Annotated in this window: 12 protein-coding genes; 1 reads left to right on the forward strand and 11 read right to left on the reverse strand. The window is 69.9% G+C overall.

All coding sequences use genetic code 11. The annotated features are described in order from the left end of the window. The first annotated feature begins 100 nt into the window (after window positions 1–100). Complete coding sequence (locus tag ACN28I_RS35690) at window positions 101–1,057, forward strand: helix-turn-helix transcriptional regulator (RefSeq protein WP_420946366.1); 957 nt, start codon at window positions 101–103, stop codon at window positions 1,055–1,057. Window positions 1,058–1,071: 14 nt separating this feature from the next. Here the strand turns inward: ACN28I_RS35690 and ACN28I_RS35695 are convergent, their stop codons facing one another. The 11 genes from ACN28I_RS35695 to ACN28I_RS35745 form a co-directional block, all read right to left on the reverse strand. Continuing rightward, window positions 1,072–1,635, reverse strand: a complete 564-nt coding sequence (locus tag ACN28I_RS35695; RefSeq protein WP_420946367.1) for an imm11 family protein — start codon at window positions 1,633–1,635, stop codon at window positions 1,072–1,074. Window positions 1,636–1,954: 319 nt separating this feature from the next. Then, a complete protein-coding gene (proS, locus tag ACN28I_RS35700) occupies window positions 1,955–3,388 on the reverse strand; it encodes a proline--tRNA ligase (RefSeq protein ID WP_420946368.1) in 1,434 nt (477 codons plus the stop codon). Window positions 3,389–3,462: 74 nt separating this feature from the next. Then, window positions 3,463–7,692, reverse strand: coding sequence for a pilus assembly protein PilY (locus ACN28I_RS35705; RefSeq protein WP_420946369.1), 4,230 nt, complete (start codon window positions 7,690–7,692; stop codon window positions 3,463–3,465). Between the two features lie 22 nt (window positions 7,693–7,714). Next, a complete protein-coding gene (locus ACN28I_RS35710; protein ID WP_420946370.1) occupies window positions 7,715–8,203 on the reverse strand; it encodes a hypothetical protein in 489 nt (162 codons plus the stop codon). A gap of 4 nt (window positions 8,204–8,207) precedes the next feature. Further along, window positions 8,208–9,992, reverse strand: a complete 1,785-nt coding sequence (locus ACN28I_RS35715) for a prepilin-type N-terminal cleavage/methylation domain-containing protein (RefSeq protein ID WP_420946371.1) — start codon at window positions 9,990–9,992, stop codon at window positions 8,208–8,210. A 15-nt stretch (window positions 9,993–10,007) separates the two neighbouring features. After that, the gene (locus ACN28I_RS35720; RefSeq protein WP_420946372.1) at window positions 10,008–10,673 is read right to left on the reverse strand and encodes a pilus assembly FimT family protein; all 666 of its coding nucleotides are present in this window, start codon (window positions 10,671–10,673) and stop codon (window positions 10,008–10,010) included. A 325-nt stretch (window positions 10,674–10,998) separates the two neighbouring features. After that, window positions 10,999–11,508: a DUF1993 domain-containing protein gene (locus ACN28I_RS35725; protein WP_420946373.1), complete on the reverse strand. Its 510-nt coding sequence runs from the start codon at window positions 11,506–11,508 to the stop codon at window positions 10,999–11,001. A 178-nt stretch (window positions 11,509–11,686) separates the two neighbouring features. Further along, window positions 11,687–12,358, reverse strand: coding sequence for a YdeI/OmpD-associated family protein (locus ACN28I_RS35730; protein ID WP_420946374.1), 672 nt, complete (start codon window positions 12,356–12,358; stop codon window positions 11,687–11,689). A gap of 17 nt (window positions 12,359–12,375) precedes the next feature. Next, on the reverse strand, window positions 12,376–13,014 hold the full coding sequence (locus ACN28I_RS35735) for a pentapeptide repeat-containing protein (protein ID WP_420946375.1): 639 nt from the start codon (window positions 13,012–13,014) through the stop codon (window positions 12,376–12,378). A gap of 112 nt (window positions 13,015–13,126) precedes the next feature. After that, the gene (locus ACN28I_RS35740; RefSeq protein ID WP_420946376.1) at window positions 13,127–13,825 is read right to left on the reverse strand and encodes a carbonic anhydrase; all 699 of its coding nucleotides are present in this window, start codon (window positions 13,823–13,825) and stop codon (window positions 13,127–13,129) included. A 2-nt stretch (window positions 13,826–13,827) separates the two neighbouring features. Continuing rightward, entirely contained in the window at window positions 13,828–15,366 is a 1,539-nt protein-coding gene (locus tag ACN28I_RS35745) for a SulP family inorganic anion transporter (RefSeq protein ID WP_420946377.1), read from the reverse strand. Between the last annotated feature and the right edge of the window lie 31 nt (window positions 15,367–15,397).

The following is a 15,397-nucleotide window of genomic DNA, read 5'->3' on the forward strand; positions in this document are numbered from 1 at the left end:
CTCCAGGGTTCTGGGCGGGCCTCGGCGGCTCGCCCCGTTGATGAAGAGAAGGTAGGAAGGGTCGCGGACAGATTCGGTCCGCGATGAGAGGAGGCCTCCCGTGGTCCAGACGTCCGCCCGGCTGCTGAAGGTCCTGTCCTTGTTGCAGTCCCGGCGCTTCTGGGGAGGCGGGGACCTGGCGCGCGAGCTCGGGGTGACCGAGCGCAGCGTCCGCCGCGACGTGGACCGGTTGAGGAGCCTCGGGTACCCGGTGCATGCGGCCGGGGGGGTCGGCGGGGGATACCAGTTGGGCGCCGGGAAGGAGTTGCCCCCGCTTCCGTTGGAGGACGAGGAGGCGGTGGCCGTCGCGGTGGGGCTGCGCGTGGCGGCGAGCGGGCCGGTGAAGGGGTTGGAGGAGGCCGCGGTGCGGGCGCTCGCGAAGCTGGAGCAGGTGCTACCGAAGAGGCTCCGGCGGAGGGTGAACGCGCTCCAGGCGGTGAGCGTGCGGCTCGGCGACGCGGCGCCCAGGGTCGACGCGGAGGCGCTGGCGGTGATCGCCAATGCATGCCGCGACTCCGAGCTCCTCCGGTTCGACTACAGCAGCCGGGAGGGTGCGGCGAGCGAGCGTTCCGTCGAGCCCTACCGCCTCGTGCACACCAGCTACCGTTGGTACCTGCTCGCCTACGACCTCGACCGGGAGGGGTGGCGGACCTTCCGTGTCGACCGCATCGGACCGAAGCCGAGAACCGGGCGTTCCTTCAATGCCCGCCCGCTGCCGTCCGAGGACGTGGCCGCCTACGTCTCACAATCGGTTTCGACGGACGCGTACCGGTTCCGCGCGCGCGTGACGGTGCATGCCCCAGCGCGTGTGGTCTCGGAGAAGCTGTCCGGAGTGGCGGGACGCATCGAGGAGTTGGATGCGGAGCGCTGCCTCGTCCACGCGGGCGCCGACAGCCTCGAGGCGCTCGCGTTCTATCTCGCGTGGCTGGGGTTCGAATTCGAGGTGCACGAGCCGAGGGAGCTCATCGAGCACCTTCGCCGTCTGTCCGAGCGTCTTGCCCGGGCCGCGCAGCGGTAGCGGGGGCCCCTGGTTCAGACCTCCGTGAAGCGCGCCCCCGTGATGCCGGACCGCTCCATGGCCCGCTTGACCCGCTCGGAGACGATGATGACGATCTGCCAGCCCCATGGACGGAAGATTTCGGCGTCCCCCACCTTGCTCGGGTCGATGCGCATGCCGACCACGTTGCAGTACTCGCCGATCCTGTCCTCGTAGCCGTCCTCGACGGTTCGATACGCGACCTCCTCACATCGCGCATCGTCGATGCAGCGAACGACCCGGAGCAGGTTCATCACGTAATGAGGATCTGCCTGCCCTTCGACGGTGATGGGGAACAGCTGCATCTGGCCGTCCAACCCGAGCTGCTCGAAGATCGCTTTGAGTCTGCCGTGGATGATGGGGATGCTGAGCGCGGTGGTCGAGAACTCCAGCGCGCGCCCGGGGGCATACACCCCGATGCGGGCTGGCTGCTGCACCGAGATGGGCAGCCCGTCGGTCATCAGTCCATGCCAGAGTTCCTGTCCGTTCCCTTCCATCGGATTGTCCAGCGTCCATTGATCCAGGATGCGCATGTCGTCCGACAGGTTGAAATATCTCAAGCCGCCCTCCTCGACGGGAATTCATGGCGTGGTCGCCAACCGGTGGAGCATGGAGCCCGGGGTGCAGACCTGGTCCGCGATTCGAGCAGGCGGTTGCCACGACGAGGGACAGCACCAGCATCCGCCTGACGCGCTGGCCGGTGATGAGAGTGGAAGGGCTCATGCCGGCGAGCACGGGAGGACGTACTCCCCGCGGCAAGCCGTTACCCTCCTGGAGACAGAGGGGGCCCGCGGGGTTCAACCCGGGAGGAGTGGCACCCTCACCCCGTCCCTCTCCCGGCGGGAGAGGGGAAATGGGGGCGCCTTCCTCCCGTGGGCCTCAGTAGGCCTTGGAGAAGACGATGCGGCCCGGAGACGGCTCGCCCGTCACCACGCACTTGCCCGGCTCCTGCTGCAGCGCGAACGGCCGGTTGCGCGTGGTCAGGCCCGTCTCGTCCTTGATGCGCGCCTCCACCTTCGGGTCCCCGTTCCAGTGCGCCAGCAGGAAGCCCGTGTCCGCCTTCTCCTTCATCTCCTCGTAGCTGTTCACCTCGAAGGTGTGCGAGTCCCGGAAGCTCTTCGCCTTCTCGAACAGGTCCTTCTGCATCTGCTCGAGCATGTCCTGGGCCTTCGCCACCGCCTGGTCCAGCGGGATGAACTCCTTCTGCTTCACGTCGCGGCGCACCATCACGCACGAGCCCTTGGCCAGATCCTTGGGACCCAGCTCCACCCGGAGGCAGGTGCCAATCAGCTCGTGCTCGCTGTACTTCCAGCCCGGGCTCTTGGTGTCGTCGTCGTCCACCACCACGCTCAGGCCGGCCTTCTTCAGGTCCGCGGCCAGCGCGTGCGACTTCTCCATCACCTGCGTCTTCTCCGCGTCCGTCGCCTTGCCGGCGATGGGGATGATGACCACGTGCGTGGGCGCCAGCCGCGGCGGGACGATGAGCCCCGTGTCGTCCGAGTGCGTCATGATGAGGCCGCCGATGAGGCGCGTGGACACGCCCCACGACGTCTGCCACACGTGGTGCTGCTTGCCGTCACGGCCCTGGAACATCGTGTCGAAGGCCTTGGCGAAGTTCTGCCCCAGGTTGTGGCTGGTGCCCGCCTGCAGCGCCTTCTTGTCCTGCATCATCGCCTCGATGCTGTACGTGCGCAGCGCGCCGGCGAACTTCTCCGACTCCGTCTTGCGCCCCGTCATCACCGGCATCGCCATGTAGTCCTCGGCGAACTTCCGGTACACCTCCAGCATCTGCAGCGTCTCCTTCTCCGCGTCGTCCTCCGTCTCATGGCAGGTGTGGCCCTCCTGCCAGAGGAACTCGGTGGTGCGCAGGAACAGGCGCGTGCGCATCTCCCAGCGCATCACGTTCGCCCACTGGTTGATGAGCAGCGGCAGGTCCCGGTAGCTCTGGATCCACTTGGAGAAGCTGCGGTTGATGATCGTCTCGGAGGTGGGGCGGATGACGTAGGGCTCGTCCAGCTTGGAGCCGCCCGCGTGCGTCACCACGGCGAGCTGGGGGTTGAAGCCCTCGACGTGCTCGGCCTCCTTCTTCAGGTAGCTCTCGGGGATGAGCAGCGGGAAGTAGGCGTTCTTGTGGCCCAGGTCCTTGAACATCTTGTCGAGGACCCGCTGCATGTTCTCCCAGATGGCATAGCCATTGGGACGGATGACCATGCAGCCCTTCACGTCCGAGTAGTCGGCGAGCTTCGCCTTCTGGACCAGGTCCACATACCACTCGGAAAAGCCCTTCTCGCGCGGTGCCAGCTTCTCGGCCATCTGCTTGAAATCCTTCGAAAATGAGTGAGGGCCGTTGCCTACGCCAGCCCCCGCCCGGAATCAATGGTTGCGGGCTACTCGCAGCGTGTGGCCTCGTGCCGGCAGTCATGGCCGGAACGGTCCAGCTCGAGCTGGTAGAGGGACTGGAGGGCCTCGTTCTCCAGGGACACCCCCACCCGGCGGGGGCCCGTGCCCGGCTCGTTGAGGAGGATGTCCACCGTCTCCAGGCCGCGCTGGGGCACCGGATCCGCCGGGGCCGCCACCACGTCCCGCTGCTCGAAGCGCTTCCAGCTCCGGCTGCCCGTCGTGCTGCCCGCGACGGTGGCGAAGCCCTCGGCGCAGTCGGCCGTGCCCCCCACGAAGCCCGCCTGGTAGACGCGCGCGCTGTGGCCCCCCGAGGCGGCGCACATGCCCCCGCCGGCCCCGGGCTCGAAGCTGTTCCACAACACGCACCCGTTGACGATGGCCGTGCCGCTGCCCGTCTGCTCCCGGGGCGCGCTGTAGCGCACATACCAGCCCGCCTCCAGCGAGCCGGCCTCCCGGGCCCCCGCCTTCACCCGCCCGTCGGACTCGAACTGGGACACGTCCACCAGCGAGTCCTCCGTGAGCAGGCCGGTCTCGTACGTGGCGGCCGCGGCCGCGGTGTCGAAGGTGCGCGCCTTCTTCACCCCGTAGCTCCAGAAGCCGTAGAAGCGGTTCGTGCTGGTGGCCGGCAGCGGCTTCGTCGCGGCCACGGGTACCCAGTCGTCCTTCGTCGCCCGGCACCCGGTGCCGTCACAGGTGTACTCCAGCCGCCCCGAGGTACTCGCCGAGCAGCCGTTGGCCGCGTCGTAATCCCAGGCCAGGGACACCTTCGTCGAGCCACAGGTGGCCCCCGCCGCCCCGGTGGTGGGCGTACTCGGGGTGTAGGTGTAGTTGTCGTAGGTGGTGTTGGCGCTCCAGAGCGTCGAGCCGCCGCGCTCCACGGTGACGGTCTGGCTCGCGCGGCAGCCGAGCTGCGCGCACCCCAGCGGGTTGGAGAGCCGGCACGTCGTCCCGGCGCTCTCCGCGAGGTTGTAGCGGTCCCCCGTGCCCACGAAGGTGCGCAGGTAGCCCGTGTCCGGCTGCACCGTGTTGGAGGTCATGTAGCTGAAGGCGGGCCGCACGGCGTCCGGGCCGGGGGCCTTCACCTGAAAGGCGCGGGCGGCGAACCAGTTGTTCACCGGGCCTCCGGCCGCGGGCCGCTCCCCGGGCTGCCAGAAGCGCACCGTCCACACCTGGCCGCCGTAGTCCGCCACCGTCGCGGTGTCGAAGAGCAGGTCTCCATCCGGCTTGGAGCTGAGCTCGCCGCCGATGTCCATCATCGCCACGCTGGCCGCGAAGGGGTGGCGCAGGTGCTCGGAGCGGGCGCTGCCGTCGCCGTGGAAGAAGCTCCACAGCGTCTCGCCCGTCTTCATGTCCACCATGGCGAGGCCCCGGCCCCGGCTGAGCGAGCGGTCATACCCGCCATTGAAGAAGGCGACCCACTCCTCGCGGGCCGGCTTGCCCGCCACGCGCCACGGGCCGTCCGGGTCCGCCATGGCCACCGGGCCGATGGGCGGAGGCCGGGGCGCGAAGTGCCCATCGCTCTCGCCGAGCTGGAGCGCGAGCGCGTCACACGGCTGCGGCCACATCCACAGGAAGTCCCCCTGCTGGCTGGGAGCGCGGCCCGGCTGTCCCGCTCCCGGGCTGCGCAGCAGCGCCGTCACGTCCAGCGCGAAGCGGTGCACCCCGCCCGTGCCCGAGCCCACCACCGCCACGGTGCGGAACTCGCTGGCCTGCTTCTTCCCGTCGGCCACCGCGTCTCCGCCGGTGCCCACCCCGTCCAGCCACACCTCGCGCACCATGGGGGTGCCGTCCACGAACCAGCCGTGCTGGCCCAGCTTGGGCAGCAGCTTGGGCAGCATGTCCGGGGGGATGAAGGCCCACAGCTCCTCGCCCGTGCCCTCGTCGTGGCGCGGCAGGCCGGTGAGCGGATCCTTCCCCGTGCGGGCGCCGTTGTGGAAGGCGTGCAGCATGCCGCCGTTGGAGCCCACCAGCACCACCCGGTCTCGCTGCTCGTGGCGCGCCACGTACTCGTCATAGGCGTCACGCGTGCGGCCCGTGCTCGCCTCCGTGTAGCTCTTCTGCTCCGTGCGGCCGGCGTAGAGCGTCTGCAGGCACTGCGGCGAGAAGCCGCAGAACTCCCGGGGCATGGGCGGCTCCACGGTCTGCGGCGCCGAGTGGAAGATGTCATGCAGCAGGAAGGGCCGGTCGAAGTCGCGCCGCGTCTTGTCCGTGTTGAGCACGTCGGCGCCCCGGTAGTAGCGGATGACGGCGCGGGCGCAGTCGTCCGGGCCCAGCTTCTCGCCCGCCACGGTGCAGCCGCTGGCGCCGATGCCGAGGTACTCGCGCAGCGCCGAGGCATTGGCCTCGGTGAAGGCCACCGGCGTGTCGTGCGAGTCCAGCTTCCCGTCCGGCCCGCCCGAGGCGCCGCCGTTGTCCACGAGGGTGTAGATGTCACGCGTCTTCCACCGCTGCGAGGCCACCGCCGAGGGCTTGAGCTTCTGGCCCGCCTCCCAGAAGGGCTTGGCGGGCACCAGCCGGTCCTTCAGCTTCACGAAGTCTCCCACCTCGTTCTCCACGACGGCGTCCCCGTCCATGTCGATGAGGTGGACGTCCTCGCAGTCCTTGTCCCCGTTGAGATCCGCCGGGTCTCCGCCCGCGGAAGCGAGCGCCGCCTTGCAGCCGAGCAGCAGCTCCGAGGCGAGCTTGTAGCGGTAGAGGTAGCCGCGCCACGGCTCGTCCCGGTCGCGGCCGGGGCGCAGGCGGGGCACCAGCGTGCCGCTCGCCGAGCCGAGCTGCGCGCCGGAGGTGGACGCCGCGGAGAAGGAGGTGGAGCGCCGGTTCACGTTGGCGATGATGTCCTCCAGGGCCTGCTTCAGCCCCGCGCCGTCGTTGGCCTGGTAGTAGAGGCCGCCACCCACGCGGGCGGCGTTCTTGAGGATGTTGGCGTTGATGCCGAAGCCGATGGCGTGAACGGTGAGGCTCTGCCGGCCGCCCGTGTCGAAGTCCCCCACCGTGGCGCCGGTCTGCAGGTCCTTCGTGGCCAGCAGCTTCGCCACGTCATCCAGCTTGTGCAGCGCGTCCTCCGGGCAGGGCTCCGAGGCGGGGCACTCCACCGCACCGCCATTGAGTTCCTCGAGGGTACCGGCCGGCACGTGCTCATCCGCGCTCGGCTCGCCGTCCGTGACGATGACGATGGAGGTGGCCTGGCAGCCCCAGCACCAGCTCCGCTCCGGGGCCGAGAGGAGCGCGTTCTGGAAGCCGCTCTTGAGGAAGCTGGAGTCGAAGCCGAAGACGTCCGTGTAGACGGCGTTGCTGGAGGAGAAGTACTGCCCGACGTTGAGGAGCGATTCGGCCAGCGGGGTGGCGGCCTTGAAGCGCAGCGCGTCCACGGCCGCCAGGTAGCTGGGGCGCACGGTGTCGAAGGCGCGCGGGTCCGCGTTGAGCTGCTCGCACGTGGGGCCCTGCGGCATGGACATGAGCGCGCCGTGCACCGAGTTGTCCGCGTCGAAGTAGCTGATGCCCACGCGCACCTGGCGCATGTCCCGGAGGATGCCCTTGAGCACCGCCTTCGCCGTCACGTACTTGGGCGGGTTGAAGTTGAGGAAGCGGCCCGAGAAGGCATACGTGTAGCGCCGCGGATCCGTGCCCGGCCGCGAGCCCGTGGCCCCGGGGCGCTTGTAGAAGCCCTTCGTCTGCATGCACGAGAGGCACGCGTTGTAGAGCGCCCGCGTGGGGTCCGCGCTCGCCGGGTGCTGGTAGGCGCAGACCTCTTCCTTGGTGTTCCACTGGGAGGTGGGCGTGTTGAGGTCCTCCCAGAACATGTACGCGTAGAACTTGTCGTCCTTGAAGAGGCCGGGGTGGTCCGCGTCCGGCACCGGGTAGGCGACGGCCGGGTTCCACCCGTTGGCGGCCTGCATCGCGAGCAGGTCCGGATTGGAGCAGCCGTCCCCGGCGGCGAAGAAGGCCTCGTGGTTGCCCTCCTGCACCTGGGGCAGCTCGCGCATGGACGCCGAGGTGTCGATGAGGAAGTGGACGTTGGGCGGCGTGCCCTCGCTCATGAAGAAGCGCTCGTCACCGGTGATGTCCTGGCCGCGCAGGGCCTCGGCGGCGAGCGAGGTGGTGAGCTGGCAGCAGGCGGCCTTGCCGGTGGAGTCCCCCGGCGTGGCGGCGGCGGCCAGCGCGGAGGTGAGCAGGAGCGCGGTGGCGGACAGGCGGCGGAGATGGCTCCGGGCGTTCATGGAATGAGTCCTCGGGGAGGGGCTACTGAAGGCCGACACGGATGACGAACTCGACCTCGCGCTCGGGGCCGCCGGGGTACTCCTGGCAGAGGGCCGTCACGGAGTACCAATAGGCGCCCTCGGCGGCGTCGCCGAGCGTGTTGCTGATGTCGCGGGCCGCGTCGCGCGAGGCGCCCACGGCGTTGGCGGGCAGCCGCTCCACATGCGTCAGCGTGGGCGCGGGCGTCGAGCCGGTGAAGTGGCCCGCGCGGATGAGGCCCTGGCCGTGCGCGTCGTCGAGCCGCACCTGGGCGGTGCTGGCGGGGGTGAGCACCCGGAGGCGGGCGAGGAAGAGGTTGCGCGCCGCCTGGGTGCAGGCCGAGAGCGAGTCCTCGCGCGTCTGCAGCACGGAGGCATTGCGCTCGGTGCCGGTGAAGGAGATGGCGCCCGCCACCAGCAGGGTGACGAGGACGACGACGAGGAGCGCCATCACGAGGGCCATGCCGCGGGGGCCGGTGGGACGGGAATGCATGGGCTCAACCTCCTCCCAGGTGAACGGGAGTGAACTGGGAGCGCATCAACAGGTTCTTGGGAGCGATGGAGCCGCGCATGACGGCGCGGGAGAAGCCGCCGCCGCGCGGGTCGAAGCCGCTGGCGGGCGTGGTGCCCAGGTTCTCGAGCTGCCGCCAGGTGGGCGTGCCGGAGGGGAGGGCGGGGCCCTCGGTGCCCAGGGTCCCGGGCAGGAGGACGTCATCCCCCCGGCGCTGCGTGTCGGCCCGGGTGCTGCGCGCCACGAGGGTGAGGCGCACCTGGCGGATGTTGGCCGGGTGCGAGCCGAGGCGCCGGGGCGAGGAATAGGCGTCCGCCAGGCGCGGCCGCTCCAGCTCGGGCGTGGCGATGTGCCACGTCTCGCCCCAGGGCACGTCGTCGTCCACGCCCACCAGCGGCGGCGGCGTGTCGCCCAGGGTGTTGAGGATGTAGGCCACCTGGAGCTGCTCGATGCCCACGGCGAGGGGCGTGGCATCGGCGCCGTCGATGGTGCCGTCGCCGTTGGTGTCCGCCCCTCGGTGCAGCATGAGGTAGGGCGTGGCGCCGGGGGTGGCCGGGTCGCCGTCATCGTCGAAGGACGTGACGTAGAAGCTGGAGCGCTCCACCCGCACCACCACCGGAGACTCCGAGTCGTGGAAGCAGGCCTCGCCCAGCGTGGCCTGCTCACGGAAGAGCGCGCCCGGAGGCCCCGCGGGCGAATCCACCGGCGCGGGCGTGGTGTCCAGCCGGACGGAGGTGGCCCTGGCGGGGGCCGTCTCGCCCACCGTCACGTAGGCATAGCGCACGGCACCGGGGCAGAGGACGAGGAGGATCTCCCCCTTGCGCAGCGGCCGCTGGAGCTCGGCGTCGAAGCGCAGGAAGTCCGTGCCCACCGTGGTGGCGCGGCGGCGGAAGTACAGGTCGCGCGCGTGGACGGTGATGCCGTCCGGGTAGCCCACTCCCCGCGTGTTGCTGTGCGCGTCGAAGGAGTCATAGGCGAGGATGGCCCGGTCCGGGTCCACGCCGTAGCCCGCGTGGCGCACGTGCCGCTCCACGAAGCCCATGGCCTGGCGCACGCTGGACTGCACCGCGCGGCGGCTCGCATGGGCCTGGTACTGCGAGGCCTGCGAGACGAAGACGAGGCCGATGCCGGTGAGCACCAGGGCGCCGATGGCGGTGCCGACGAGCAGCTCGATGAGGGTGAAACCGTGAGGACGGCGAGGCGCGCGCATGGTCAGATCTCCGGAATGGCCGCGGCGCCCCGGCCCATGGCCTGGGGGTTGGCCTTCACCGCCCAGACGTTGACCTGCTTGAAGGCGCCCGCCGTGGTGGGGAAGCGCACCATGACGAGGATGCGGCGGGCCTCGGTGTCCCCGTCCGCGCCCTTCACGGGAGCCACCCGCCAGGCCACTTCGTAGATGGGCCCGGTGCCGCTCCCGGTGCTCACGGCGGCGTGCGCCGCGCAGCGGCCGCTCGCCGACGAGCGCCAGCGCGTCCGCCAGCTTCACCCGGCCATCGGTCTCGTCGAAGCTCGCGAAGCGCGGGTCCGCCGGGTCGATGGTGCTCTCGGAGGAGAGCAGCGTGTGCTCATAGGGCAGCCGCTCGAAGGCATCCACCAGGTCGCGGGCCACCTTGCTGGCGGTGGACTGGCGCCGGGCGAGCCCGTTCTGCTGGCTGGCCAGCACGTTCATGTGCAGCACGCCGAGCAGGCCGATGGAGAAGATGGCGAGTGCCGCCATGGCCTCGATGAGGCTGAACCCACGTGCGCTTTTCGCGCGGGGAGTCGGAGACATGGTGACGAGTTCCTCCTAGTAGACACGGATGGCGCCGGCGGGAGCGGCGATGACGACCCAGCGGGGCGGACTGGACTGGCCGCTGCCCGACTCGGGGGCGAAGGCGATGACGCCCCCGGCGTCCGTGCCGCCGGTCATCAAGCGGACGGTGCCATCGGGGGAGAAGCGGATGACGCCCCGGGCGCCGCCCGTGCCCTCGGTGCAGAAGGTGCAGCCGCCCAGCAGCCGGTCCGGGCCGGACGGGGTGAGGGGGATGGCGGAGAAGGGAGCGGGCAGCGTGCGCAGCTCCGTGCGCGGTGCGCCGATGTTCAGGAAGCCCAGGCCGCCCTCGTTGGAGAGCCGCAGTTGCTCGTGGCGGACGCCGCCCACGCCGGCGGCGTTCAGCACGTCCTCGCTGGCCCAGTTGAAGACGCCGACGGAGTCCGCGCGCTCGAGCAGGTACACGCCGAACTCGGAGCCGTCGTCATGGAAGACGACGTAGTGGGGCACGCCCATGCTGGTGGCCCGCATCTGTGCGGCGGTGTACAGCGCCCCCACCTCGAAGGCGGCATTGCTCACCCGCACGCGGGTGGTGCCGTGGAACACCGCGAGACTCGCGAGTGTCGCCAGGACGCCAATGATGGCGGCGACGACGAGTGTTTCGACGAGGGTGAAACCAGCGGAGCGGGAACGGGCGGACACGCGGAGAACTCCTTCCGCCCGGCTGCTTGTGCAAAGCGTGGCCCACCCACCCCCCAGGGCAGGGACTCCCTGTGCAAGCCCTTGGAACGAGAGGGAAGTCCGCTACCTCGGGTGACCGGAGGAGTTACTTCACCCTGGCCTTTCTACTGGAACGGAATTTCCCACCTTGTAACCATTGCACGCCCGCCTGCTCTCGGCGCCGGGGCGGCGTACCGCCCGCGGACTCGAGCAGGTCATGCGGTGGTTCTGACGGGCTTCGGACTTTCTCAGGGAGCGCGAAGCGGTGGCCCTGTCAGACCGGGGTTCGTTCGAACTGTCTGACACCTTACCCGCGCCCGCCGGTGAAGTCGGCCTTGCCGATGTCCAGCCCGTTGTGGCGGAGGATGGCGTAGGCGGTGGTGAGGTGGAAGTAGAAGTTGGGCAGCACGAAGGTGAGCAGGTAGGGCTGGCCCTTGAAGCGCGTCTCCTGGCCGCGCAGCTTGAGGACGACGTCGCGCTCCTCGCTGCCGTCGACCTGTTCCGCGGTCACGGTCCGCAGGAAGGCGATCGTCTTCGCGATGCGCTCCTGCAACTGGGGGAAGGTGCTCTCCGTGTCCGGGAAGCTGGGGGCGTCGATTCCCGCCAGACGGGCGGCACAGCCCTTGGCCATGTCGCTGGCGGTCTGCACCTGGAAGGACAGCGGGCGCATGTCGGGCGCGAGCCGGGCGTTGATGAGCACGGACGGGTCGATCTTCTTCGCCTCGGCATAGGCGGCGGCCTTGTCGAGGATCGCCGACAGGTTGCCCATCATGCGGATGAAGACGGGGATGGAGGCCTGATACATGGACAGGGGCATGGGGTGGCTCCGGCAGGGGAAGGGTAAGGCCGCCCTGGTATGTGGGCCGGGCCCTGGCCTGTCAACAGCGAGGGCTCCGGGGCGTCCGCTTCGAAGGCCCGGAGCCGGCCGTGGTGGTGCGCTCGAGGCGCGCGCACGTGGAGCCCAGGAAGACGATGCCCTCGTCCCTCGGTCTCATTCAGGGATACAGCTTCTCGTGCCGGCCGAGCATCTCGACGAACTGGGCGATGCGCCTGGCGCGGGTCTCGGCCTTCTTCGCGGTGTGGATGCGAAACAGCACGGCGTAGCGGTTGGTCGCGTTGAGCGTGGAGAAGAACGCGGCGGCGCGGGGGTTGGCGGCGAGGGCGGCCAAGAGGTCCTCGGGCACGGTGGCTCGGCTCGGCGAGTCGTAGGCCGCGTCCCAGCGTCCGTCCTGCTTCGCGCGTTCGATCTGCTCGAGCCCTGAAGGCTTCATCTCGCCCGCGGCGATGAGCGCGAGCGCCTTGTCGCGATTGATCTTGGACCAGATGCTCTTGGGGCCGCGCGGCGTGAACTTCTGGAGCCACGCCGTGGCGTCGTATTTGTCCTTCTGGCCGTCGATCCACCCCCACGCGAGCGCCACCTCGAGCGCCTCCGCGTAGGTGACCGACGCGATGCCGGAGTCCTTCTTGGCGAGCTTCATCCACACGCCGCGCGACGACGCGTGGTGCGAGGCGAGCCAATCCGCCCAGTCGCGTGGCTTCGCGAAGGCGATGATCGGAATCTCCTCCGCGGGTGTCTTGGCCTTCGCGGGTGTCTTGGCCTTCGCGGGTGTCTTGGCCTTCGCGGGCGTCTTCGCCTTCTTCGTCGCGGCTTTCTTCGTCGGGCTCATGGGTTTCTCGGCCGGGCTCAGGAGCGGGACTTCTTGCGGCTGGGGCGTTCGCCCGCATCGCCGGAGACGCCCGCGACGCGCATCCCGAGGGACTGGGCCAGGAGCACGGCCGTCTCGACGGGCACGTGGGTGGCCTTGATGCGGTTGGTGGAGGGATCCAGGAAGGCGCCCACCGCGGTGGAGAAGTCCGTCTTGGTGAGGGTGCACCCCCGGAAGTTGCTGCCCGTGAGGTCCGTCCCGGAGAAGTCCGCCTCCGTCAGGTCGAGATCGAAGAAGTTCGCCTCCAGGGCCGTGCAGCGCAGGAAGGCGGTGCGCCGCAGGCTCAGGCCGACGAAGGACGTGTAGCGCAGGACGCAGTTGTCGAACGCCACCTCGGGGTTGGGCGAGACGTTCGTCCAGTCGATGCCCATCAGCTTCGAGCCCTCGAAGCGCACCTCGCGCAGGGCCGTGTGCTGGAGGAGGGCGCGGCTCAGGTCGCAGTCGGTGAAGACGCAGGCCTCGAGCCTGGTCCCCTTCCAGCGGCTCTCCTGGAGCTGGCACCGCTGGAAGGTGCACCGGTAGAACTCCTTCTGGCCGAGGTCCGCCCGCTGGAGGTCCAGGTCGGTGAACGTCTCGTTCTCGAAGGAGTCCTCTTGGGCGAGCCGCTGGGCATCCATGCCCCCATCCTAGGGAGCGCGGCGGCTTTTGGGCGCGAAAAGGCAGAAGCCGGAGCGCCGCGGTGGGCGGCGCATCCGGCTTCTTTCAGTCTACGCCCTGGGACGGGTCCGCTCAGGCGGCCGAGCTGGACGCCTGCTCGCTGCCCGCCTCCAGATCCTTGAGCAGCCGCTCTCCCTCGAGCTCGTCGATGGGGGTGAAGCGCTCGAGGTCCGGGCGATAGGCGTGCACCCGCGCGTGGGCGATGTCGAACCACCAGCCGTGCAGCCGCAGCGTGCCGGCCGCCAGACGATCGCGCACCAGGGGGTAGGTCTTCAGGTTCTCGAGCTGCTGCAGCACGCTGTACTGGCTGAGCCGGTCATACGGGGCCAGCCCCTCGCCCACCTTGCCACCGCGCTCGAAGGCGGCCAGGGCGGGGCGGCCCACGTCCAGCCAGCTGCTGAGGTTGGGCGTCTTCTGGTCGTTGTACCCCGAGAGGATCGCCTTCATGGCGCCGCAGCTCGAGTGCCCGCACACCACGATGTCCTTCACCGGCAGGGTGAGCAGGGAGAACTCCAGGGCCGCCGCCTCGGAGCGGTCGCTCAGGGACAGGCCCGCCGAGTCGGAGGGCGGCACCATGTTGCCCACGTTGCGCATGACGAAGAGATCGCCAGGGTTGGTGGACGCGAAGAGGTTGGGCACCACGCGGCTGTCCGCGCAGGCGATGAAGAGACAGTCGGGAGCCTGTCCATGGGCCAGCCGCGCGAAGGTCGAGCGGTAGGCGGGGAGGCTGTGACGCTGGAAATCGAGGAGACCCTGCACGAGCTTCTTCATGGTCATGCACCTTCCGAGGAAAGAGTGGTCGAAGCGGAAATCGGGGCAACGGACTTGGACGGGGTGGAGCCCTTGCGCGTCCACACCTCCTCGAGCGGCTCCATCCACACCTTGCCGCCCGTCTTGCGATGGTTCTGGCACCAGCTCTCCAGGGCCTCGTAGCCGGAGTGGTCCAGCGTCTCCACCGCGAGGTCCAGCTCCACCTGGGCGCCATTGGGCACCGCGGCGAGTGCGATGGAGAGCTGGGGCACGCCCACGAAGGTGAGGGCGCCGCCCACGCGCACCTGGTGGATCTCACCCTCCTGCTTCACGTTCACCTGCACCCGGCCCAGGCGCCACAGCAGCCGCGCCACGGCCACGGCGAAGCCCAGCCCGATGCCGGCCAGCAGGTTGATGCCCACCACGCCGGCCACCGTCACCACGTACACGACGAGCTCGCCGCGCTTCCGCAGCTCCTGGATGTGGTGCATGTTGACCAGCTTGGCGCCCACGTAGACGAGCAGGCCGGCCAGCACGGTGAGGGGCACCAGTCCCAGGTACGAGCCCAGCAGCGCGACGAAGAGCAGCATCCACACGCCGTGCAGGAAGGCGGAGGCGCGCGTCTTTCCGCCCGCGGCGATGTTGGCGGCGCTGCGCACGATGACGCCGGTGATGGGCAGGCCACCGGCCAGGCCGGAGAGCGTATTGGCCAGGCCCTGCGCGAGCAGCTCCTTGTCCAGGTTGGCGCGCGGGCCGGTGTGCAGCTTGTCGGTGGCCACCGCGCTCAGCAGCGACTCGGCGCTGGCCACCAGGGCCAGGGAGAGCACCGCGACCACGAAGGCGCCCCAGTTGGCGGGCAGCGCGGGAAGCTGGAGGCTCTGGAAGAGGCTGCCGGCCAGCTCCACCCGCTTCACGTCACCGCCCCAGACGGCCGCCGCCACGGAAGCGCCCACCACCGCCACCAGCGGTCCGGGCACCTTCTTGAGGCGGCTGTTGGGCATCACCTGCCACAGCACCAGGATGCCGATGGTGGCGAGGCCGAGAATCGTCGCGGGGCCGTGCAGCTCGGCGATCTGCCCCGGCAGCTCCCGCAGGTTCGCCCAGGCGTTGGACTGGGGCGCGCCACCCAGCACGATGTGGAGCTGGCCCAGCACGATGAGGATGCCGATGCCCGCGAGCATGCCGTGGATGACGGCGGGGGAAATGCCCAGCGCGGCGCGCGCCACCTTCAGGCCGCCCAGCGCCATCTGGATGAGCCCCGCGGCGGCCACCGCGGCGCAGGTGGCCGCGAAGCCCAGCTCCTGGATGAAGCCGAACACCATCACCGCCAGGCCCGCGGCCGGGCCGCTCACCAGCAGCGGCGCCCCGCCAAACAATCCGACCACCAGGCCGCCCACGATTCCGGCGATGAGGCCGGACATGATGGGGGCGCCCGAGGCCAGGGCAATGCCCATACACAGCGGCAGGGCCACCAGGAAGACCACCAGGGAGGCGGGCACGTCACTGGCCAGCACTTCCCGGAGCGAGCCGGAGGTGCCGGCTTTCTGCTCGTTGGACTTCATTTCTCTCAGCCTCCACACAGAAGAAGGCGGC

The organism is Archangium gephyra (assembly GCF_049060025.1).
GTDB lineage: Bacteria > Myxococcota > Myxococcia > Myxococcales > Myxococcaceae > Archangium > Archangium gephyra_A.

Coding starts and splice junctions, on each gene's coding strand:
- proS (WP_420946368.1), bottom strand. CDS start 3,388: ATGGCCGAGAAGCTGGCACCGCGCGAGAAGGGCTTTTCCGAGTGGTAT.
- ACN28I_RS35705 (WP_420946369.1), bottom strand. CDS start 7,692: ATGAACGCCCGGAGCCATCTCCGCCGCCTGTCCGCCACCGCGCTCCTG.
- ACN28I_RS35710 (WP_420946370.1), bottom strand. CDS start 8,203: ATGCATTCCCGTCCCACCGGCCCCCGCGGCATGGCCCTCGTGATGGCG.
- ACN28I_RS35715 (WP_420946371.1), bottom strand. CDS start 9,992: ATGTCTCCGACTCCCCGCGCGAAAAGCGCACGTGGGTTCAGCCTCATC.
- ACN28I_RS35725 (WP_420946373.1), bottom strand. CDS start 11,508: ATGCCCCTGTCCATGTATCAGGCCTCCATCCCCGTCTTCATCCGCATG.
- ACN28I_RS35730 (WP_420946374.1), bottom strand. CDS start 12,358: ATGAGCCCGACGAAGAAAGCCGCGACGAAGAAGGCGAAGACGCCCGCG.
- ACN28I_RS35735 (WP_420946375.1), bottom strand. CDS start 13,014: ATGGATGCCCAGCGGCTCGCCCAAGAGGACTCCTTCGAGAACGAGACG.
- ACN28I_RS35740 (WP_420946376.1), bottom strand. CDS start 13,825: ATGAAGAAGCTCGTGCAGGGTCTCCTCGATTTCCAGCGTCACAGCCTC.
- ACN28I_RS35745 (WP_420946377.1), bottom strand. CDS start 15,366: ATGAAGTCCAACGAGCAGAAAGCCGGCACCTCCGGCTCGCTCCGGGAA.